General features: G+C 40.6%; 18 protein-coding genes. All 18 read left to right on the top strand.

What is annotated here, in order from left to right; genetic code table 11:
- Positions 1-4 precede the first annotated feature (4 nt).
- The 18 genes from csrD to VCA1004_RS09275 all read left to right on the top strand — a co-directional run bounded on the left by csrD (position 5) and on the right by VCA1004_RS09275 (position 23,686).
- On the top strand, positions 5-2,008 hold the full coding sequence (csrD, locus tag VCA1004_RS09360; protein WP_086981518.1) for an RNase E specificity factor CsrD: 2,004 nt from the start codon (positions 5-7) through the stop codon (positions 2,006-2,008).
- A gap of 16 nt (positions 2,009-2,024) precedes the next feature.
- Entirely contained in the window at positions 2,025-3,482 is a 1,458-nt protein-coding gene (locus VCA1004_RS09355; protein ID WP_086981517.1) for an MSHA biogenesis protein MshI, read from the top strand.
- Complete coding sequence (gene pilO / locus VCA1004_RS09350) at positions 3,479-4,135, top strand: type 4a pilus biogenesis protein PilO (RefSeq protein WP_086981516.1); 657 nt, start codon at positions 3,479-3,481, stop codon at positions 4,133-4,135. Before VCA1004_RS09355 ends, pilO begins: the two co-directional genes overlap by 4 nt.
- Positions 4,128-4,448, top strand: coding sequence for a hypothetical protein (locus VCA1004_RS09345; RefSeq protein WP_086981515.1), 321 nt, complete (start codon positions 4,128-4,130; stop codon positions 4,446-4,448). The genes pilO and VCA1004_RS09345 overlap by 8 nt, the downstream gene beginning before the upstream one ends.
- 20 nt (positions 4,449-4,468) lie before the next feature.
- Positions 4,469-6,136, top strand: coding sequence for a pilus (MSHA type) biogenesis protein MshL (mshL, locus tag VCA1004_RS09340; protein ID WP_086981514.1), 1,668 nt, complete (start codon positions 4,469-4,471; stop codon positions 6,134-6,136).
- 2 nt (positions 6,137-6,138) lie between these two features.
- A complete protein-coding gene (locus VCA1004_RS09335; RefSeq protein WP_086984555.1) occupies positions 6,139-6,981 on the top strand; it encodes an ExeA family protein in 843 nt (280 codons plus the stop codon).
- A gap of 2 nt (positions 6,982-6,983) precedes the next feature.
- Positions 6,984-8,237 carry a hypothetical protein gene (locus tag VCA1004_RS09330; protein ID WP_086981513.1) on the top strand — a complete coding sequence of 418 codons (1,254 nt, stop codon included), beginning with the start codon at positions 6,984-6,986 and terminating at the stop codon, positions 8,235-8,237.
- Positions 8,238-8,239: 2 nt separating this feature from the next.
- Complete coding sequence (locus VCA1004_RS09325; RefSeq protein ID WP_086981512.1) at positions 8,240-9,967, top strand: GspE/PulE family protein; 1,728 nt, start codon at positions 8,240-8,242, stop codon at positions 9,965-9,967.
- A 10-nt stretch (positions 9,968-9,977) separates the two neighbouring features.
- Positions 9,978-11,201 carry a type II secretion system F family protein gene (locus VCA1004_RS09320; RefSeq protein WP_086981511.1) on the top strand — a complete coding sequence of 408 codons (1,224 nt, stop codon included), beginning with the start codon at positions 9,978-9,980 and terminating at the stop codon, positions 11,199-11,201.
- Between the two features lie 8 nt (positions 11,202-11,209).
- A complete protein-coding gene (locus tag VCA1004_RS09315; protein WP_086981510.1) occupies positions 11,210-11,659 on the top strand; it encodes a hypothetical protein in 450 nt (149 codons plus the stop codon).
- A gap of 109 nt (positions 11,660-11,768) precedes the next feature.
- The gene (locus tag VCA1004_RS09310) at positions 11,769-12,350 is read left to right on the top strand and encodes a type II secretion system protein (protein WP_164520849.1); all 582 of its coding nucleotides are present in this window, start codon (positions 11,769-11,771) and stop codon (positions 12,348-12,350) included.
- A gap of 150 nt (positions 12,351-12,500) precedes the next feature.
- Positions 12,501-12,953 (top strand): type II secretion system protein, encoded by a 453-nt coding sequence (locus VCA1004_RS15340; protein WP_086981508.1) that lies wholly within the window; start codon positions 12,501-12,503, stop codon positions 12,951-12,953.
- Positions 12,954-13,263: 310 nt separating this feature from the next.
- Positions 13,264-13,782, top strand: coding sequence for a prepilin-type N-terminal cleavage/methylation domain-containing protein (locus VCA1004_RS09300; protein WP_086981507.1), 519 nt, complete (start codon positions 13,264-13,266; stop codon positions 13,780-13,782).
- Entirely contained in the window at positions 13,779-14,387 is a 609-nt protein-coding gene (locus VCA1004_RS09295) for a type IV pilus modification PilV family protein (protein WP_232012588.1), read from the top strand. Before VCA1004_RS09300 ends, VCA1004_RS09295 begins: the two co-directional genes overlap by 4 nt.
- Positions 14,387-15,175: a PulJ/GspJ family protein gene (locus VCA1004_RS09290; protein ID WP_086981506.1), complete on the top strand. Its 789-nt coding sequence runs from the start codon at positions 14,387-14,389 to the stop codon at positions 15,173-15,175. Before VCA1004_RS09295 ends, VCA1004_RS09290 begins: the two co-directional genes overlap by 1 nt.
- Before the next feature lie 21 nt (positions 15,176-15,196).
- The gene (locus tag VCA1004_RS09285) at positions 15,197-15,757 is read left to right on the top strand and encodes a hypothetical protein (RefSeq protein ID WP_086981505.1); all 561 of its coding nucleotides are present in this window, start codon (positions 15,197-15,199) and stop codon (positions 15,755-15,757) included.
- A gap of 159 nt (positions 15,758-15,916) precedes the next feature.
- Positions 15,917-19,171, top strand: coding sequence for a DUF6701 domain-containing protein (locus tag VCA1004_RS09280; protein WP_086981504.1), 3,255 nt, complete (start codon positions 15,917-15,919; stop codon positions 19,169-19,171).
- 228 nt (positions 19,172-19,399) lie between these two features.
- Complete coding sequence (locus VCA1004_RS09275; RefSeq protein WP_086981503.1) at positions 19,400-23,686, top strand: DUF6701 domain-containing protein; 4,287 nt, start codon at positions 19,400-19,402, stop codon at positions 23,684-23,686.
- Positions 23,687-23,912: the final 226 nt, after the last annotated feature.

Below are 23,912 nucleotides of genomic sequence, written 5' to 3'. Positions count from 1 at the left end.
TTAAATGAGATATACCCCAACATTGAAGTTGAGTACTCGCTTAGTGGCTTTTGTCACGATGATCGTGGTGAGTGCCATGTTCATTTTATTTGTCGGTGGCGTATTTACCTTCAAAAAAATGGGGGGTGACTATGTGGACCAAAATTTACAACGTGTGACCGCGATCATCGATAATGAACTTGCTCAACCTCAAGATTTTGACGCAATGCGTCGTTGGTTGCCTAAGCTGCTGCAAGCAAGTAATGTGGTAGAGTTAAAAGTGATGTCACCTGTTGGGCAAGTTTATTTGTTTACCAACAAAGCACTGTTAAATCACAATGATGACTTACTGCTGTATAAAAAAACTTATTCATTCAAGCGTAATACTGATTATTATGCCGAGTTTCAAACTATCCCTCCTTACGCCAATAATAGTTATTCATTTGAAGCTTTTTTCTCTTTAACTTTGGCTGTGCTGCTCGTGCTATTTTGTTTACTTAAAGGCTTGCAGTGGCTAAGAAATCAGTTGTATGGCTCTGAATTATTAGAAGAGCGTGGCCGTATGATTCTGGCTGGACAAGTCGAGAAGGTTACGCAAGCTGATGAACGCGAATGGCCCTATACCGCCAGTGAAGCCCTGACTCGATTAATCGCCGAACTTACCGACGCCAGACAAGAGCGCAGCCGTTTTGATACTTTTATTCGCACACATACCTTTTTAGATCAATTAACAGGCGCTGCCAACCGAGTATTATTCGACAGTCGTTTAGAAACTGCGTTACAAGAAACCGATTCCTTTGGTGGCGTTCTTGCAATAGAGGTTGAGGGTTGGAGTGATGCTGTTGATATTAATGATAAAAATGAAACGGATGCTTTTTTAGTTTCCGTAGGGCAGGTATTAACCAACTTAACTCAAAAATACCCTAATGCAGTGTTTGCCCGATATTATGATGGACTGTTTACCTTAATGATCCCTCATCAATCTAAACAAGAGCTCGCAACGTTAGCGCGTCAATGTATTAATCAATTTGCCAAGTTGGATATACCTTCTTGGTTGGATGAGGACAATTGGTGTCATATTGGCGTAACCTCATACATTCAAGGTGAGCGGCGTGGCAAAATTATTGATGAAGCTGAAACAGCATTAAAAACTGCTCGTTTAGAGGAGGTTAATAACTGGGCTGAATTTACCAAAGAATCACACAATAAATTAGAATACCGAGGTGGCGTTCGTTGGAGGAATTTATTTGACTTAACAATTGTTGTTAATAAGTTGTTAATTTATGAGCAGCCTTGTTATTTAATTAGTGATAATAAAAATAACATCCTTGAACATTATGATTTATTTACACGAATTAAAGATGAGCAAGGCACTATTATTAAAGCTTCACATTTTTTATCAGCAATTGAGCAGGTTGGTTACGAACGGATTCTTGATCAAGCCGTTATTCAGGCCGTATTTTTACACATAAAATCTGCCCAAGATGATAAACATTATGCTATAAGTCTGTTTACACAACCGTTTCATTCTAAAGTATATAAAACATGGTTAAGGGATGAATTATTGCAGCTGCCTAAGTCTATTAGGTGTAAGATAAGCTTTGAATTTATCGAGCGTAATTTAGTGAATGACCTTGATGTTATGCGCCCGGTGATCACCATGCTGGCGGGCTTAGGATTTAGGGTTATGGTTAACCAAGTGGGAAGAACGATTGTCAGTACTCACTATATTAAACTTCTTCCTATTCATTATTTAAAATTACATCGAAGTTTAATTAAGCAAATCAATCGTAGAAATGAAAATCAATTGTTTATTCGCAGTTTATTGGGGGCGTGCCTTGATAGTGATACCAAGGTGATAGCCGTTGGGGTCGAAACTGAAAGTGAATTAGCGGTGCTCTCTCGTCTAGGTTTAGACGGGGTTCAAGGACGGTATTTCTCAACAGAAAAACAACTTTTACCTTATGTCGCTCCTTCTATAATGACTCGCCGTACCCATCTAGGTCGAAGAAATCGTTGGCGAAAATAAAGGAAATATTCAATTTATGAGTATTAACTCGTTTATTCAAAAAGTTATTAACCGAGGCCCAACGCAAGCCTCATTAAGCATTGTAATGCTCGTGGATGGGATTTACCTCTCAAAGGTAGATGAACAAGAAGGGGGACGGACTTCCTTTCATAAAATCGAAGAAAATAACTGGGAATTTGCTTTAAGTTCTGCCTTAAAAGAGATGCAGTGTCAGGAGCAATCGGTCACTTTAACTTTGGGGTCACATTGGTATCAAAGTTATCAAATTGATAAGCCTGCAATACCACAAGAAGAATGGCCCGCCGCATTACCTTTTTTATTAAAAGATTTAATTACCGAACGCGCGACTGAAATTGTTGCCGATGGCGTTTTGTTGCCTGGAACCAATAAAGTTAAAGCTTATGTGCTCTCTAAATTATTTATTGGTCTTATTAATAATGTCCTAGCTGAAAACGACAATACGTTACTGCGCATTTTGCCTGAAGATGAAGTTTGGGCTAAAACTCGCCCTGATGCGCCTAGTTTTATGTTGTTACATCGCTCACAAAGCAGTGATTTTAAAATTGGTGCCTACAGCGAACAAAGTGCCGTCTTCCAACGTACTATTCGAGGAATCAGCCCTCCTATCACCGGTGAAGATGAAAGTACGTTGCAATTAGATTCGTTAGCATTAGAACTGCAACGCTCTATGGATTATTTAGCCTCCCAGCTAAAACAAGAGCTGATAAGTAAATTGTTTTTGTGTTGTGATGGTGAAGATTTTTCACAACTTCAACATGCTTTACAAGAAAGATTAAATGTTACCATTGAAGCCTTATTACCACTTGATATAAGCAAAACGAGTGGTGATATTTTAGCAGAAGAAGCGTTACAGCTCGGCATCCAAGGGATCAATTTATACCCTAAGTTTTTACAACCAAAAAAAGAGATCTTTACGCTAGATCTGGTGGCCTTCAGTTGGGCAGTATTATTGGTATTAATGTTTTCCATTTATTCGGTGTATAATTTTCAAAACTCTAAATTATCTCAACAACTTACGGAAATTAACCATCAGGTAAACCAGTTAACGAATGAGCTTTCAGTGCTGAATAATAAGCTGAAGGAGCATAAAGCTTCTCCGGCTAAATTGGCAGCGGTTGATCGTTTGAAGCAAGAAGTGAAAACCAAGCAAGACTCTTTACGGGTTATGGGACGCTTCGAAGAGCAAGATAAAGTTGGCTTTTCTGGCATTATGAATGGCTTAGCTTCAATTAATCGTACCGACATTTCATTGTCGACGATTTATATCGAGAAAGGTCAAATGAGCATCAAAGGTTTAGCTAAGTCACCTGAAGTGATTCCAAGTTGGGTTCAGCAATTTAAAACCGAAATGAACCTTATAGGTCGAAACTTTGAAAGCTTAAGCATTGGTCGAGATGAAAATAATGTCGTGACATTTTCATTATATTCAACCCCAAAGGAGCGTGTTAAATGAGTGCTTTGAAAGAACAATGGGGAGTGTGGCGTGAGAAGTTTTCTCAACTTTCCGACCGAGAAAAATGGCTTTTAAGTATTGCCGGATGGGTGGCTATCCTATTTATGATGTACTCGTTTGCGATTGATTCTGTCACGGTAGATAACAATGCCAAACGTAATCAAATCAGTTCTTTAAATGGACAGATAGGGCAGCTGCAAGGTGAAATTGCAGTGGTGAGACATAAATTAGAACAAGATCCCAATAAAGACATAGAAAAAGAGTTCAGAGTTTTAATTGCTCAGAGCCAAGAGTTATCGTCACAGTTAAGTACTGTAGTAAATGGTTTAGTGACCCCATCTGGTATGGCTGAGTTGCTGCAAAGCGTTTTAGAAAAAACACACAAATTAACGCTCGTCTCGTTAACTTCATTACCGAGTGAAGCAATCACCATCGACCGAACCAATAAAGTCGTCGGTTATTACATTCATCCGGTGCAAATTCAATTAACCGGTAACTATTTTGATATTGCGGAATATTTGATGCAGCTTGAGCACATGCCAGTGAAATATTATTGGCGTAGCTTTAAGTACCAAGTGGTTGAGTACCCTCAAGCTCAACTGGAATTTGTGGTTTATACCCTTGGTGCAAAAGAGGAGTTTATCGGTGGTTAGAATCGGTGTGTTAAGTCTACTTTTATTTGTAGCTTATGGTGTTTCGGCTCAAGAAGATCCTACGGCACCACTTGATTGGACAAAAGGGAAAACAACCCCTGTCAAACGTGTTTATTATCATGTTCCGACTTTGCAAAGTATCGTGTGTGAAGACGATACCAATCATTGCCGAGCCATTATTAATAACACAACCGTCAAAAAAGGCGATTCAGTCAGTGGGTACCAAGTATCCAGTATCAATCGTGATAATGTGGTTTTAATGAGAGGTTCTAAGCGTTGGAATTTAGAACTTTTTACTTCGATTAAGAATTAAGGTTTCAAGGTTAAGTAATTATGCGCAAACTCATTTTAGGTATCATGATTGCCTCATTAACGGGCTGTTCTATGGGGCATGAAGAACCTGTAGAAATCAAGCAAGCCTTAAATCAAGCGGTTAATGAAAGCAATAACAGTTCAATTGATGAACTTCCGGACTCTGTTCAAGCTGATTTAATGCCTGATGTCGATGGCTCTAAATTAAATGCGGACTCTTCTGTTAAGCGTTTTCGAATTCAAGCTAAAAACGTTAACGCCAAAACCTTTTTTGCAAGTTTAGTTCAAGGCACCGATTACAGCACTATCATTCACCCTGATGTGACGGGACAGATTACTTTAAACCTGTCTGATGTGACATTAGATGAAGTATTGAATTCAGTTCAAGATATTTATGGTTACGATGTGGTTAAAAGTGGCAAAGTTATTCAGGTTTTCCCTGCTGGGCTACGCACTGAAACCATTCCTGTCGACTACCTGCAATTCCAACGTCGTGGTCTTTCTTTAACAACGATCACCACAGGTTCAGTCACCTCTAAATACGATGAGGATAACGGCAGCTCTAGTGACTCAAACACTAGCAGCAACAATAGCTACAGTGGTGATGGTAGTGACTACAGCAGTGATGATGGTATGTCGACTCAAACTGACGCTACTGGTGGCACTCGTATTGAAACGACCAATAAGAGTGATTTTTGGCCTCAATTACAAAAAGCCGTAAAATCAATGGTTGGTTCTGGCCAAGGTCGTAGTGTAATAGTTTCACCACAAGCGGGGGTGATTACTGTTCGAGCTTACCCAAATGAATTGCGTGAAGTGAAAGCATTTTTAGGCGCTTCAGAAAAACGCTTACATCGTCAAGTAGTGTTAGAAGCGAAGATCATGGAAGTAACCTTAAGTGATGGTTACCAACAAGGCATTAATTGGTCGAATATGACTGGCTCTATTGGTGGAACAACCATTTCAGGTGGCAGTATTTCAGGCGGCAGTATTGTACCTGGGCTTGATACCATTGGTGACTTGTTAGGGGGCGGCGCTAATATGGTGATCAGTGACGGTAATTTTTCGGCAGTGTTAAACTTTATGGCCACCCAAGGTGACTTAAACGTTTTATCCAGCCCAAGAGTTACGGCGGCCAATAACCAAAAAGCTGTGATTAAAGTGGGCGATGATAGCTACTTTGTAACGGGAGTCGATGGTCAAATCTCAGGAAGTGATAGTGATATTGCGACTCAAAATGTCGACCTAACCCCATTTTTCTCAGGCATTTCTTTGGATGTGACACCTCAAATTGATGACTCTGGTAATGTGATGCTACACGTTCACCCAGCCGTTATTGAGGTAGAAACTGATAATCAAGAAATCGATTTAGGAAATAATCGCGTATTGAATCTACCGTTGGCAAAAAGTTCGATTCGTGAATCCGATACTGTGGTCCGCGCTAAAGATGGTGATGTGGTTGTGATCGGCGGCTTAATGAGTAGCCGTACTCTCAATCAAACCAGTAAAGTACCATTTTTGGGGGATATTCCTGGGCTAGGCCATTTGTTCCGTAATACCAGTAAAGTTACTAAGAAAACCGAATTGGTCATTTTGCTGAAACCAACGGTTGTTGGCGTAAATACGTGGTCACAAGAAGTGCAGAAGTCTCGTGATTTACTACAAGAATGGTTCCCTGATACTGAATAATGATTTATCAAACCTTTTTTGGCTTGAGTCAGGCTCCTTTTAGCCTGACTCCAACCACTTCACTGTTTCACGGCCTAGAGCCTCACTTTGAAGCCATTCAAACGGTGTTATCGGCAGTGGAAATGGGGGAAGGGATCATCAAGGTGACTGGGGAGGTCGGAACCGGCAAAACTTTAGTCTGCCGAATGTTGATCAATCATTTAAAACAGAAAGTCCATTTAATCTATTTACCCAACCCTGTTTTAACCGGTATCGAATTGAAACAAGCAGTCGCCGCAGAATTAGCACTGCCGGTGGATTTAGATTCTGTGGGCTTAGTCGATAAAATTCATCATAAGCTACTGGAAATCCATCAAAGTGGTCAAAGTGTTGTCGCCTTGATTGATGAAGCACAGGCGTTAAGTGATGAAGCAGTAGAAACGTTACGCTTGTTTGGAAACTTAGAAACGGAACACAGAAAACTGCTACAAATCGTGATTTTAGGGCAGCCAGAATTAGATCAGCGGCTACAACAGCATAACTTACGTCAGTTTCGGCAGCGCATTACCTTTAGTGCTCATCTGCGGCCATTATCGATGGCAGAAACCGTTGCTTATATCGATCATCGACTCAAGCAATGCGGTGGTGAGAGCGATATTTTCAATTTGCATTTAAAAAAAGCCATTTGGAAAGCGACGCAAGGGATCCCTCGAATGATCAATCAGGTGTGTCATAAATCGCTATTGATGGCATTTATGGAACAGAAAAAACGTGTTGAAAATCATCATGTTTTTAGTGCATTACATGACACCTTTGATGTTAAGAAACCAAAATATAAGACGCCATATTTGTGGGGTTGGAGCTAAACATGAGTACAATTAACAATGCCTTGTCTAAATTAGCTGAGCAGCACTCCGAGCAATCGCCAGAAAACTCGGCGCAATCAACCTTAGTGCGTGCCACAGTGTCTCCGATCAAGTCGTCACGTTTTGTCTGGGCGATAGGGGGCTTTACTTTAAGTCTTGGCATTGGGGCTTGGGCAGTCACTAGCGCGCCAACTCCAATTCATACTTCGATTAATACTCAGCCCACCGCTCAAGTGACGCCTACAGAACAACATAAAGCGAGACAACCTCAAGCGGTCAGTGTACCCAGTAATACCAGTAAAGTTGTGCCTGCGGCGTCGACGGCGATTTATACTGCTCCTCAATCGACACAACCTAAAGCGACACAACCTAAAGCGACAGAACTTAACTCAGCAAAATCTAAGCCTGTCGCTCCGAAGCATGTCGGCCAACAACCGCCTACAACCCCCAATTTGGTAGCGAACAACAAAGCGGCGAACAATCAGGTGCAGAATGTTGCATCGAGGTCACAATCGGTCAAAGCGCAGCCACAAGTGCAACCAAAAACGATGAACTCAACTGATATCAAACTAGCCGCAACTCATTCGCCAGCAACAACGGTTACGCACACTCAGGGCGCGAGCGCTAATGACAATGCGTCTTCGATGCAAGTGCAACAAATTGAATTAACTCATCGTCAAATGGCGGACAAAGCGATCGATCGTGCGAATAAAGCCATCGAAGCCAATGACTTTGAAACGGCCAGCAATGAATTACAAACCGCTTTACGTTATGTAGCACAAGATGAAAATGTCCGCCGTAAACTGGCAGCCTTATATTATGGTAATCGCCAAGTGCGCAAATCAGCTGAATTACTTGAAGAAGGTATTAAGCTGAATAAAAACAGTAATGCGTTGCGTATGTCTTTAGCGGGCATTTTAGTTAAAGAGAAGCAACCAGAAGCAGCGTTAAATGCGTTGGGTTACCTTCCTGATAACGTCAATACTAAGTATTTAGCAATGCGCGCCGCATTAGCTCAACAATTAAAAAATAATCAGGTTGCGAAGCAAAGTTATCAAATGCTTACGCAAAGAGATCCTGATAATGGCCGCTGGTGGTTAGGGCTAGGTATTCAACAAGAACGTAATGCGGAATTGGCGGCCGCAAAAGAGTCTTATACCAAAGCGCTGACAATGGTTGGGTTATCTTCTCAATCACAAGCATTTATCCGTGATCGCTTAGCATTATTAGCGACGTTAGAAGGTGGAGATAATTAAGCATGTCTCAGGTTAGATTACGTAAACGTCTCGGTGACTTATTAGTTGATGAAAAAGTCATATCACAAGTACAACTTGATAACGCCTTAGAAGCGCAGCATTCAAGTGGCCGTAAACTGGGTGAGACATTAATTCGTTTGGGCTTTTTGACTGAACAAAAAATGTTGTCGTTTTTATCCCAGCAGCTTTCATTACCTCTGATTGATTTAAGCCGTGCACAAATTGATGGTGAAGCGGTGCAGTTGTTGCCAGAAGTTCATGCTCGTCGTTTGCGTGCCTTGGTTGTCGGACGTAATGGTCAAACCTTACGTGTTGCTATGAGTGATCCCGCCGATCTGGGGATTCAAGAATCGCTCCTTAGTCAGTTAAATCAATACAAAGTTGAGTTTGTGGTCGCGTCAGAAAGGCAGCTTCTCAACTGTTTTGATCGTTATTATCGACGTACCAAGGAAATTGCTTCTTTTGCCGAACAGTTGCATGCGGAACACCAAGATAACCGTGGCTTTGGTTTAGCGATTCAAGAAGATGGCAATGACGATGTGACTGTTGTCAAATTGATCAATTCTTTATTTGAAGATGCCATTCAAGTCGGCGCTTCGGATATTCATATTGAACCGGATGCCAATGTATTGCGTTTACGCCAACGTATTGATGGTATTTTGCATGAAACCTTACTCAATGAAGTGAATGTTGCTTCAGCCTTGGTATTACGCTTAAAACTGATGGCGAACCTTGATATTTCCGAGAAACGTCTTCCTCAAGATGGACGCTTTAATATTCGAGTTCGGGGTCAGTCCATTGATATTCGTATGTCAACCATGCCCATTCAACATGGCGAGTCGGTGGTGATGCGTTTGCTCAACCAATCTTCTGGGATTCAAGAGCTTGATCATTCGGGCTTATCTCCAGACTTATTAGCACGTTTTCGCCGTCAGCTTCATCGCCCTCATGGCATGATTTTGGTTACTGGACCAACCGGCTCTGGTAAAACCACTACTTTGTATGGCGCGCTCAAAGAGTTAAACCAACCGGGGAAAAAGATCATTACGGCGGAAGATCCGGTGGAATACCGTTTATCTCGCGTCAACCAAGTGCAGATCAACCCTAAAATACATTTAGATTTTTCAACCGTTTTACGTACCTTCTTACGTCAAGACCCCGACATTATTTTAGTCGGTGAGATGCGTGACCAAGAAACGGTAGAAATTGGTTTACGAGCGGCCTTAACCGGTCACTTAGTGTTATCAACCTTGCACACTAACGATTCGATCGACAGTGCGTTACGTTTAATGGATATGGGCGCGCCAGGCTATTTAGTTGCCAGTGCGGTTAGAACAGTGTTAGCTCAGCGTTTGATCCGTAAAGTGTGCCCTGATTGTACAGAAGATCATTACCTTGAAGCGCCGGAACAACAATGGTTAGCCAGTCGTTTCCCTAATCAAATCGATGCGCAATTTAAAAAAGGCATGGGATGTCAAAACTGTAATCTTACCGGTTATCGTGGGCGTGTCGGGGTGTTTGAACTGTTAGAGTTTGATCAACCTATGATGGATGCGTTGCGTTGTGGCGACTCAGTGGCTTTTGCTCAACAAGCACGACAATCAGAAGACTATAAACCCTTGTTAGCATCTGCAATGGAGCTAGCTTTGCAAGGGGTGGTGAGTTTAGAAGAAGTGATGGCATTAGGCGAAGGGGAATCTTCGATTAAGCCTGAGCCTATTTTGTTGTAAGGAAGGATGAATGCCAACGTATCAATATACCGGCAGAAATGCGCAAGGTCGGCAAGTGTCTGGGCAATTGGATGCTTCTGCGGAAGAACAAGCGGTTGAGTCATTATTAGCTCAAGGCATCATTCCAACATCAATTAGCCGTCATTTTGGTAAGAAAAAGCAAGAGATAGACTTATCAGAGTGGCTTGCTCGTGCGATTCCTTTAGAAGCTCTCGTGATTTTTTGTCGCCAGTTATACAGTTTGACTAAGGCTGGGGTGCCGTTATTACGTGCTATTAATGGCTTGGTTCAAAATAGTACCAACAAGCAACTTAAAAAAGCGTTGGAAGATGTCAGTAGTGAGCTGACCAACGGGCGCAGCTTGTCGGATTCAATGCAAATGCATGCCGAAGTATTTAGTCCTTTGTTTATTTCGATGATCAGTGTGGGTGAAAATACTGGTCGTTTGGATGATGCCTTGCTGCAACTAAGTTTGTATTATGAAAAAGAAATAGAAACACGAAAACGCATTAAAGAAGCTTTACGTTATCCGATTTTTGTCGTTGGATTTATTGGCATTGCCATGGTTATTTTAAATACCATGGTTATCCCTAAATTTGCTTCGATGTTTGAACGTTTTGGTGTGGACTTACCTTTACCCACTCGTATTTTAATTGCTACCTCGAACTTTTTTGTCGATTATTGGTTGTTACTATTCACATTATTTCTAGGTGCTATTTTTGCCTTTAAAGCTTGGGTTAGCCGTGCGGCGGGCCGTGAAAAATGGGATAAATTTCGCTTACACATGCCGCTTGTGGGAAGCATTGTGAACCGTGCACAAATGGCGCGTTTTTCTCGTACCTTTGCGTTAATGCTACGTGCTGGTATTCCGATTAATCAGTCGTTGACGTTAGCTTCAGAAGCCTTGGATAACCATTATCTAGAAAACCGTCTAACGGAAATGAAAACAGCGATTGAGGCGGGTGGCACTATCACAAATACCGCGATCAGTATTAATATCTTTACTCCATTGGTGATTCAAATGATCGCAGTGGGTGAAGAAACCGGTCGTATTGATGAGCTATTACTTGAAGTGGCTGATTTTTATGAGCGAGAAGTCGAGTATGAACTCAAAAGTCTAACAGCTCGTATTGAACCGATTTTATTGGTGGTCGTGGCGGCGATGGTATTGGTATTAGCATTAGGTATCTTCTTACCTATGTGGAATATGCTCGATATCATTAAGGGAGGATAAACCTAGCTATGGCGCAAAATGCAAAGCGATTGCGGTTTATTGTGTGGTGTATCGTGATCCTGATTTTATGCAGTACTTGGCTATATGTCTGGAAGTACAAAACCGAACCGGAAGCAGAGCGCAGCGCCTTTGTGGTTGCGCAGCGTCAAATACTAGCTAATGCCAATACTTATCGCCAAGATTGGATGCTTGATAAACAACCTGAAACATCATGGCTTGATGGGCAAAAAGTCACCTTTTCAACCAATGGTTGGCCGTTAACCCTTACCCAGCATCAAATGAATTGTGAAGCTTGGTGGCTACTGTTATGGCCAGATAAAAAAATTTTTGGCCAAGATATGAAAATACAAGCAATAGATCCCAACCCGAGTACAGCGCATTGTGAATACCTGTTTATTCATGGGCAACGCTTTACTTTACAATTAGTGGATCAATCGCTGAATGTGAGTTTTAAGTAATGACTTTATTTGTGTTATTTTTCAAATGAATAAAGAAAAGTCATGTATAATATCAAGTGGGGTTGACCTTCACTTTCTAACCTGATTTATTTAATATGGTATGGTATCGATGAAAAAAAATACTGGCTTCTCTTTGTTAGAATTGACGGTGGTTATTGTGGTGATAAGCCTGATTGCCATTATTGCGATACCTAAATATTTAAGAATTGTTGAAGAAGCCAAAAAAAGCAGTATTCAAAGTGTCGCTGCCAGTTATGCGGCGGCAGTGATGTCGGCACGCTCACAATGGGAAGTCGGGCAGAGACCGAAAAAACGCTCCGGGCTATTTAGCTATAACCATATTGAACTTGATGGTTCTCCGTTATGGTTAACCGACAACTCGGCGAAAGGTTTAAGTGGCTATACTAACGGCTATCCGATGTCGGTTGATATCGAAGACAGAGGCTACGCTTCTTGGCTCAATAACCAAGATTGTGTCGAGCTAATGCAATATTTAATGCAGAATCCACCGTTAACCCAAACTGTGGATGTGACTGCGCAAGAAAAGCGACAAGATGTACGTTATTTAGCTGAGGCTAATGCCGATTCTTGCACCTATTTTCAACAAGAAGGAGCTCAACACTCTTTCACGTATGAAATGAAAACGGGCACTGTAACCGTAAATTTACAACCTAACGCTACAAATATTTAATATAAAGGATATATAACTGTTATTAAATGTTGGATAATAATAAGAGCGAACTATTTCAATGTAACCATTGTGACGGCAAAACCCAACAATAAGAAACAAAGAAATACTAGGTTGTGTTATTTTTTATTTTAACCCATAGAGAGTAGAACTATGAAAAAACAAGGTGGTTTCACCCTAATCGAATTAGTGGTTGTGATTGTTATTTTAGGTATTTTGGCTGTTACTGCAGCGCCTAAATTCTTAAACCTTCAAGATGATGCAAAAGTAAGTGCGGTTAAAGGCCTTGCTGGTGCAATGAAAGGTGCGATGGGCATTACTTATGGTAAAGCAGCTGTCGCAGGAGAGGAAGCTAAAGAGACCGGTTATATTTTAGTTGATGGCGTATCAACAGCTGTAAAATATGGTTATCCAACAAAAGATACTCTAAAAAATGTCGTTGATGGCTTAGACTCTGATTGGGCATCACCTGTTTCAGATGCTGATACTTATGGCTATGAAGGTTTTACTGGTTGCTATGTTCTATATACTGAAGCTTCTCTTAGTGGTGGTGTTGCTGTACCTGCGACAGTGAAATTATTAGGTGATAATGCTAATTGTAATTAATTAAAACGCAAATTAGTTTTATTGATGATATCAAGGCCAGTAACCAACTGGCCTTTTTTACCTCTTATTCCTCTGATTTGAATAGAATTGATGCCCATTAAGGCGTAAAATATTCCAGAGTTAAGCCGTATAGCGTTGTAAACCAAACACTCAATACTGCGACTGACCAAGCGTGAAAAAGCTTTATCTTAATCATTTGAAATAATGGATAAATAAACCTTTTGCACGTTGAACGAGACTTAATTTAAGCGTCTGCTTGTAAAAATTTGGAACAAACAACCTCAAATCTTAACCACTGACAGGTGTTGCGATGCCTAAACGTTATTCTTCACAACGTGGGTTTACGTTGATGGAATTGATCATAGTGATTGTGTTACTCAGTATTGTTGCTGCGTTTGCGGCTACTCGCTTCCAAGGGGCGTCTTCTTTTTCTCCTTATGCGGCACAAGCACAAGCCATCTCTGTAATTCGTCAAATTCAATTGGCGCGCATGCAATCAAACCTTCCTGATGAAAACACCAATGCCTTATATTTACTAGCAGTCTCGGCGACTTGCTTAGGGGCGAAAACTGCCTGTGAAGGAAAACAATCGCTCAGCAGTAAAGTACAAGTCGATGGACAAGCGCTGCAATTTTCAATAGACCCAGTTCCCAGTGATGGCGTTCTACAATTCGATCTCTTAGGTCGCCCTTTACCATTAATAACTTCTGGCAACCTTGTCACTGGAACCTCGTATGGGATTACGATTCAATCCCCAACCAATCACGCCGACACCACCCAAATTTGTATTAATTCGGAAGGCTTTGTTTCTCAAGGAGCGTGCTTATGATTGCGGCTAAGATGAGCTTACAACGAGTACGTGGCTTTACCTTGATTGAAAGTATTATTGCCATGGTGGTAATGGGCATTGCGATGGTGATGTTATTTACTCTCTTTTTCCCTCGCGTCGAAGATTCTGGCCGTGCGCAATACCTTACTCGGGGCTCTGCATTAGGGCAAAGTGTGATGAATACCATCTTGTCTCGTAGCTTTGATGAAAATAGTGACCCCAGTGGTGGGATTTATCGCTGCGATGAAACCGATGCCGACGGGAAGGACAACCCTTGCTCCGATACTTTACAAGCGGATACCGATGAAACGACCGCCAGCGATTATGACGATGAAACGACCGCCAGCGATTATGATGACGTTGATGATTATGTTGGATGTTGGTCCCAGCCTGCCGGGAATAGTTGTTCTGATCTTAAAGATCTGATTTATAACGCAGAGCAATATACAAACTTTACCGTGAATGTTGATGTTGAAAAAGTGAATTCTGAGACGGTGAGTGAAGGACAACCAACGAACACTCAGATCATGAAAAAGATCACCGTCACCATTTCCTCACAACGCTATGAACCTTTTAAGATGGTTGCTTATCGAGGGAATTACTAATGAGTAAAACTTCCATCCGTCAATCTGGGTTTACATTGATTGAGTTGGTGATCACTATCGTTGTGGTCGCCATTATGGTGATGGGGATTGCCGGGTTTATTGAATTGGGTACCAAAGGATATGTTGATACGGTAGATCGTCAGCAATTGCAGAACCAAGCTCGCTTTGCCGTAGAAAAAATCACCCGAGAAATTCGCCATGCTGTTCCGAACAGTTTTGTCATTAATGGTGATGATACGTGTGATAAAAGTTTATCGTTTTATCCCATTGACTATGCAGGAGCTTATGGCGATTTGCCCAACAGTGATGCAGAACAGTTTCAGTTTGTGGTCGTTAGTGCCGGATTTGCTGGACAAGTCAGTGAAATCAACTTGGTGGGAAAAAAGTTGATCGTCAATCCGGCTTCTCAATCGGATTTTGAAACAGCGTCGAGTAAAAATAGCTTTGAAATAGATAATATTACCGAAAACTCAAGCCATGTATTTACCGCAACAGAGGTGAATACCAACGATTTTAATCAAGGTAATATCTCTGATTCGGTCGCTAGTCGTTTGTATATTTACAGCCACAAAGTGGAATATTGCATTCGAAATGGTGGTTTATATCGAAATGGTATTCAAGTTGGTGATGATATTCGTAGCGACTCTGAGTTTTCTAATGGTGATACCGATGGTGCTCAGTCCGATACCTTAGCTCGCAGTGGCTTAGTACACTTGAAGCTGATTTTTGAAATGAATGATGAAGTCACGGAATACGATGGTGATGTTCAAATACTAAACGTGCCATAACCCTTGAATGAAGATTTACGCATGAAAAATAAAGCGTTGCTAGAGTTAGGTGATACCCCAAAAATGACAACAAAAAGCCCAATCAATCGTTCGTTAACAAGGCCTCTAGCTGCAAAATCTAAGCAGTCTGGTTCGGTGTTGATGGTGGTGATTTTTGTGATTGTCGTGATGGGCTTGTTAGCCAGTACTATGGCTCGGCTAGAGTGGTCGAACCAAGATACGCAAACACGTGAAATTATGGGTAACCGCGCGTGGTTTATTTCTCACTCGATTAATGAATGGGCGTTAACTCAGTTGTATCCGCTGCAACAAACCGCTACCACGGCCGAACTAACAACGAGGTGTGAATCCTTAACCAAGGATAAAGCCGATGCGGTGTACAATGCCTTGTATCAATCTGACGCCAGTTATAAGTCTTGCTCTATCAAGGCCTTTACTTGTACCCCTTACGTGATAAATGAGGAAGGCGGAACTGAAGAATATAGCTTTATGAAAGTTCATACCAATGCCACATGCAGCGATGGACAAGATTTATTTTCCATTGAACGGGCGCAAGATGTGGTGGTTAAGGCGTTACAATAATCAGAGACTTGAAGCTTTCGTTGTATAGGCGTAAGGTCATCTAAAGACATAAACTTAATATGGATATTAAGTTTCATTAACCTTAAATGCCAGGAAGGTAATGATTCTTTTTTTTAGCTTTCTAATAGAGAGCGATCCTTTTTATTTAGGTTTATTATTATGTGGCAGCGTTGGATGTTGTTGATTTTAGGTGGAATGATTTCTTTTTCCTCTTTGGCTAAAGTGGATAATATTTGCCAATATTTTCCAGGGCCAGCTCAGAGTTGGGAGGAGAATAGTGGTGCTTTTTTTGGTTCCAACCAGAATGGTAAAGAGCCTACACCATATTATATCGGTGGTTGGCCGGAGTCTTATACTAAGGAATATGAAAGCCCTGCAATTTTTGGTGAGGATAAGGAAAAAATATTATCAATCCCTTTCGATAGGCTTATTGCATCACAAGCATTAATTAACTATCAACCAGGACAGTTAGGAAATAATGGTACTATAGAATTGACTTATAGTGATCGGGCAACAATGTATTTGAACTCTACAGCTGCTTCTGGTTATGACGATTATAATTATTATAATAGCTGCAATGGTCGAGAATGTCGCATCGCTAGTGGTGATCAAGCTGAGCCTAAAAAAATAGCAACGCCAATTGCTGTTGAGCCGAAATTTAATGCAACAAAAAACTTACTTCTTGAGCCTAATAATTTTGATACTGAATGTCCTGAAGATGGCTCGAACTCTTACTGTAAAAGCACCATTAATGGCGACACTCAAATAATTGAAATTCTTTCTGATATTAATAAGTTATATATTAATGCTTCCAACAATAAATATAAGGTTGTTTTAAAATTTAAACCTAATGATTTAGATTTTGAGTATGGACGGAAAATACAAGAGTTTAATGTTACAGGTGGGGATGTTGACGTTCAATTTGATAAGGATGCGATATATACATTTGACATTTTCAATGTATCAACAAATGAACCATCGATTACTATCAAAGCTAAAACATTATTAAAAATAAAACGATTATTTTTAATTTCAAACTCAATTTCCATTGATAATGAATCAAAGGAGCCTGGAGACTTTGTAATTTATGGCCCGGATGCAATCATTAACTTTGATACTGAGCATGATCCTATTTACGGTCTGTTTTTAGCTCAAAATGTTCAGTTTAATAATACGATAACTTTATATGGTGCAGTTACAACTAATAACCTGATACTTCATAATGATAATAGTATTGTAGGATATGGTGAGTGTATTGCTCCTCAACCTGAAAATCACACCATTGATGTTACCCCTAGTCAGCAATTCTCATTAATGTGCCAAACGCCAGAGATTCGTATCGAAGTTAAAAATGAAGAGGGGACGGAGATTGCGACTGGTTATGATGGCAACGTTGAGGTTAGCGTAGATCCAACAGACGGTTTAACATTAAATCAGCCAAAAACTGGGAGTTTAGTTTCCGAAGGTATTTATAAGCCAGATGCGGGAGTGGTAGTGATTCCGGTTGAGTCTAATACCTTAAAGGAATACGCCATTTCGGCTACGCTTTCTACCGACTCAACTCAAACGGATAAAGGCGATATTTCATTTGTCCCCTTTAGCTTTGACGTCGATGATCAATATGTGATCGCCAATAAACCTCAAAATGTATCAGTGAAGGTTTTAGCGTGTGATCAAGGTGAGGAAGTAGCCGTTAACTATACGGGAACCCCCACTGTTAGCTCTACATTAGAGGCTCCGGCGGGTGGTATCGGTGCTCTTAGTTTTGCTCCCATATTTACTACGGAAAATGAAGGAACTATTGATACGAGTTTAATGTTTACTGAGTCAGGAAAACTTAAGGTAACGTTAACTGATGACCGTTTTGATTGTACCGATTATGAAGGTTGTCCGATTGGTGAAGATGGAGAGGCCAATGGCGTCCTTCAAGGTTCATTTTATGTCTCTTCACGCCCTTGGACTTTTGCAATTTGTGATGCCAATGGAAGTGCGATGGACGGTAATATTTCAGATCCAAATAGCTTAGGTTATAAAGCGGCTGGTGAGAAATTTACATTAAATGTGAAACCCTTACGTTGGGTAGAAGCACTAGATAGTAATGAATCTGAAATTGAATCGTCTAATTTATGCGGCAGTGACATCACTCAAAACTTTATGCAAAGTGATGCGCCAGCGGCAACCATTAAGTTAGCGTATCAATTAGTTGAACCGACTCTTCAGCAAGGTGGAGTATCCGGTGACTTAAACGGTATTCTTTCTCTAGAAAATACCAAATATACCAACACGAATAATCAAGCTTTTTATCAGTTTGATAATTTGTCGTGGTCAGAAGTCGGAGTGTTGAAAATAACGGCTAATACGGAACAGCCTTATTTAGAGAAAAAGATTAAAACAGGCTATCGCAATATTGGGCGATTCTACCCTGATCATTTTACCCCATTACGTAACACTTGGACGTATCCAGATGGTCAACACCATTTCGTGTATATGAATCAACCGATTTCAATGAAGTATGAGGTTCAGGCGCAAAATGCGAATAATGGACCAACACAAAACTATGGATATTTTACTGACGCACTTAAAGCTAAGATGAAGCTAGTGGCCATCCAACAAGAAACAGGGAAAGATTTAACATCACGTTTTAGTGAAGAAGCCGCTCAAGATTGGAATGGTGCGAACTATAACTATGAAAATAAAAACTTTGTATTTTATAAGCAAGTAAAACAATCATCACCGTATGCTTCGGAAGTCGATGGGCCATACAATAAAACCACCTCTCAATGGGGACTCCAAGTAACGGATACTGCCGATAATGTTGACTTTATCGATGGAATGACTTCTTTTGAATTTAATGAGAAAAAGGCAGTCGTTTTGGAAAACAAGCCCGATTTTCGATATGGGCGTATGGCATTAGAAAACGTGAGCGGCCCCATTGGTGAGCCCATTACAGTGCCACTAAGAACAGAATATTGGAATGGTAGCAGTTTTGTCACAAATACGGATGACAGTGGCAGCAAATTTAAAGCCAATATCTATTATGTTATGAGTAATCATGCGGATAGCGGAGCCAAACTTACCAGTACTAGCTCTACTAATGAGCAAAGTGTCAGCGCGGGTAAATCAAGTGTGCTGAAGGCTTCTCAAGATACTCCACAGCGTGAAACGGTACGATTGTTCTTACGTCAAGGGAACGACTCTGATGGCATAGGTAACAATGCGACCCCAGTAGAAGATGATGAGTTAAATGCTACCAATGAAGGCTGGAAAAATGCTGAAGACATGGGCCAGCCCTGGTTGCAATTTAACTGGCGAAATAAAGGGGATGAAGACCCTTCTACCGTGGTGAATTTTGGCGCTTATCGTGGGAATGACCGAGTGATTTATCGCGGAGAACCGGAACAACGTACAGAATAGTTTCATTTAAAACTAGTCACTGTAAACATCACCAAGGCCACTCAACTCGAGTGGCCTTTTTTTGGTGTTTTTTAACATAAAAAGCTTAAATGTATCAGCATGTAAGTATATGATTAATGAAACTTGTTGGGAATGCGTGACGGGTGTAACTTAAATGTAACCCATTAAGGTTTAAGATTATTTTATAAGCAGGATAGTCATTGATGACGTTTTCAGTAAGGATGCTGTATGTATATTCGTGTTTTGTTTGTAACCGTTATATTGTTTTTTTCGCGAATGAGCCTAGCCGATGAAGTTTGCACAATAAATGCGAATAAGGATTTTTCGGTATCCTTTAATATCAATACTTATACCTCTTCAAATGTTTACCAATTGAAATTCGATAAAACAGGTAATAGTTCACCAGTGTTGGTTTGGTCAACTTCCAGTTCAGATTCTCCTTTGATTTATGAAAACGGTCTATCTAATGGAAAGAGTTATAATTTTAGAATTAATTATGATTCATCTAATGGGGCTTTTACTTATTACAAAAAGCAATCCAATGAGTCTGCATGGCAGCAAGCAGGCACATCAGTAAATCAACTTGATAATGGTAATGCAGAAATCGAACTTGTGGGTGGGGAGAATTTGTTATGCCCTACTGGAAAAGATGTGCCGGTTACTCCTATAAATACTGATTTACCAGATATTTGTAGTATTGTTCCCAATACATTGCAGACTAATTACTATGCAGAAAATAAACCCTGGGGAAATCTTGTTGTTAATGCCGCTCATGCAGGTAGCTATAATAAAATAATTTTGCCAAGTAAAGATCCATTATCATTTCAATCTGCACCACATCAATTCTGTTACTATCCAAATACAGACTCAACCAGTGCAGGAGAGACTTGTATCGTAGATAATTCTAAAACTATACCTAACTATCCATTAAGCTTTCCCGATAAATTTACTGGAGAAGAATTATTTATTTCTGATGGGGTACCATACACATTAGAAACAGGCGAGTATTGGTTTGATAAAATTGTTTTTGATAAAGGGAATACTCAATTAAAGATAAATGGAAATGTGATTATTCACTATAAAACGATGTCTTTTTCTGATACTGATAGTTCAGGAAGTATCAAGATTAATGAAGACGGTGATAGTAAAAATTTATTATTTATCGGACAAGGTGGTAGTGCACAAATTGTGACAGATGATAGTACAGCACCATTAACTATTAATGCTCACTTTTATATAGAAAATAGTGAGGATACAGGTATGCAGTTAGGAGGCGCTCATCACACTATAAATGGAGGGGTGAGTGCAAATAATATCCATATCAGTGGTAGTGATAATATTATTAATGGGTATGGGGGGTGCGGAGATGAGCAGGTAGATCCAACTCCTTTTGATGTGTGTGAATATTTTCCTACTGTATTGCAAGGAAATTCATATCAAGATGGAAAAGTTATCTCTTCGTTAAATACCACTGATGGTAATGGTTCTTACGGTAATAGAATTTATTTAGATGAGAAAACACCATTATCATTTGCATCGACACTCCCTAATATACAACCCGATGGTTCAGGAAATCCGAGTAGTGGTTGTGTGTACCCAAATGAAAGTGGAGGCTTTAGTAAAGATAAGCATGCTCCTGTCAAATGTTTTATTGATCCCAGTTATAGCGCATATTCTAGCTCCCCCCCTATTCCTGAGGATTTTACCGTTAAAGGAGATATTCTGACTATTGATGATAACGCTGTAAACCGAGGTGAGAATCATCTCGTACCAGGTTATTATGAATCTATTACAGTTACAGCAAATAATTACGGAACAATTTATTTTTCTGCTGGTGAGTATTGGGTTGGTGAAATAAATTTGGAAACAAATCAATCTAGTATTATGACGGAAGGTGATGGGCAAGTCATTATACATTATAAGAAATTAGTTTTATCTAATAGTAATCACTATATTAATGTTGACAATAGTCTAAGCCGTAATGATCGCGAAATTCCAGTAAAGCCAGCAAATAAGTATGCTTCAGATAATCTGGTTTTAATTGGTCATGGCTCGGAATCTGGAACCGAAAATATTCATTCCCAAGATACATATATTAATGCTATGTGGTATATTTCTCCTGATTCTCAGCAAGGTTTAACAATTAATAGCTCAGAGCGATTTCAATTTATTGGCTCTTTGTCTGCACCAAAAGTAAATTTTTCAGGAAGCAATGACATTGCTTATATTTACGGTTACTCCGATTCTAGTTGTACACAAACGGATGATAAAAAGTACACCATAGACGTCATTCCAGAGCAGCAATTCTCATTAATGTGCCAAACGCCAGAAATTCGTATTGAAGTAAAAAATGAAGAGGGGAGTGATATTGCGACTGGTTATGATGGCAACGTTGAGGTTAGCGTTGATCCAACAGACGGTTTAACATTAAATCAGCCAACAACCGGGAGTTTAGTTTCCGAAGGTATTTATAAGCCAGATGCGGGAGTGGTGGTGATTCCGGTTGAATCTAGTTCTTTAAACGAATACACCGTTTCGGCTACGCTTTCTACCGACTCCACTCAAACGGATAAAGGCGTTATTTCATTTGTCCCCTTTAGCTTTGACGTCGATGATCAATATGTGATCGCCAATAAACCGAAAAATGTCACCGTTAAAGCCTTAGCTTGTGATACGGAAGAAAAAGGTAAAGTGGTGGCGGTGAATTATGAAGGTACTCCTGACGTTCAATCAGAATTAGAGGCTCCGGCGGGTGGTATCGGTGCTCTTAGTTTTGCTCCTGTATTTACTACGGAAAATGAGGGAGCTATTGATACGAGTTTAATGTTTACTGAGTCAGGAAAGCTTAAGGTAACGTTAACTGATGAGCGTTTTAATTGTACCGGTTATGAAGGTTGCCCGATTGGTGAAGATGGAGAGGCCAATGGCATCCTTCAAGGTTCATTTTATGTGTCTTCACGCCCTTGGACTTTTGCAATTTGTGATGCCAATGGAAGCGCGATGGATGGCAATATCACCGATGCCGCTAGCCAAAAATTTATCGCGGCAGGGGAAGAGTTTTCATTATATGTGAAGCCCTTAAAATGGGTAACGGGTGACACCGATCCTATCTCTGGTGCTGAAAATATCAATGTCTCTACTTATTGCGAACAACCGATCACACAAAATTTTGCATTAAGTGATACGGCAACGGCAATGGCAGCGACCATTATTCTGGATTCTGCTCTTGCACAGCCTACACCAGAACGAGGTGGAGTACTGGGTACGTTGAGTGGAGTAACCTCATTAACGAATGTAGATTCTTCAGGTTCTGGCAGTGGTATTTATTATAATTTTGCTAATTTGAGTTGGTCAGAGGTTGGGGTGCTCACCATACAAGCCGATACCCAAAGCAATTATTTAGGGATGAATGTGAATATGGGCTATCGCAATATTGGGCGATTCTATCCTGATCATTTTACCCTTGAAGGCTCCAATCTTTGGGATTATTCACCTAACCATAATGGGTTTGCGTATATGAACCAGCCTATTAATATGAATTACACCGTGAAAGCCAAAAACCGCCAAGATGGAGACACCGAAAACTATGGTCTGTTTGATGCTTCTTTGTTAGCGGCATTTAATCTTGAAGCAAAAGAAAAAACGACCGTTTCTGGTAGCGATGTATTTGGAGCCAGCTTAGTTGATCGAGTGCATCTTGGTAGTGATACGCCAGTGAGTTGGGATAAAGCGAGTTACTCATTCTCTAGTAATGATTTTATATTTTTGAAGAAGGTAGAAGAGAGTGCTCCTTACACTTCTACGGCGGATGGCCCATTTGATGATACGAATGCTGTCTTTGGGCTATCAGTGGATCCGAGTCACTCGACTTATCAAAATAAAGATGAGGTAAACTTTGATAAAGATTTCTTGGCGACGACGGAAAGCTTTGTTTTCCCTGCCAACAATGGATTAGACGATATCGCCGTTTCTTTTGTCAACCAGCCTGATTTTCGATATGGGCGTATGGTGCTGGGGAATGTGAGCGGTCCTATTGGTGGGCCGATCAGCGTGCCTTTACGCACTGAATATTGGAGTGGCAGTAGTTTTGTCACTAATACGGATGACAGTGGCAGCAAATTTAAAGCCAATATCTATTATGTTATGAGTAATCATGCGGATAGCGGAGCCAAACTTACCAGTACTAACTCTGCTAATGAGCAAAGTGTCAGCGCGGGTAAATCAAGTGTGCTGAAGGCTTCTCAAGATACGCCACAGCGTGAAACGGTACGATTGTTCTTACGTCAAGGGAACGACTCTGATGGCATAGGTAACAACGCGACCCCAGTAGAAGATGATGAGTTAAATGCTACCAATGAAGGCTGGAAAAATGCTCAAGACATGGGCCAGCCCTGGTTGCAATTTAACTGGCGAAATAAAGGTGATGAAGATCCTTCCACACTGGTGAATTTTGGCGCTTATCGTGGTAATGACCGAATAATCTACCGCGGTGAGCCTAATTTAACGGTTAATTAAATATCGGTAGAGAGCGTTTCGATGATGAAGGGGGATAAGGAGCTGAACGATGGGATTTTCCTCCTTATCTTAATGCGTTTCATTGTTATTTAGGATGGCCTGAGTGATGATATTGATAATACTTTCTTGAAAATGCGATTATTTCTGACCTTGCGTTAACTTTGTGTAAGAATAAGGCCTATTCTTAGTCTGTGTACGGTTAATGCTTGCCGATAGTGCCTCGCAT

The organism is Vibrio aphrogenes, from assembly GCF_002157735.2.
GTDB lineage: Bacteria > Pseudomonadota > Gammaproteobacteria > Enterobacterales > Vibrionaceae > Vibrio > Vibrio aphrogenes.
The sequence above is the reverse complement of the archived record's forward strand: the minus strand, read 5'-3'. Positions and strand labels throughout refer to the sequence as shown.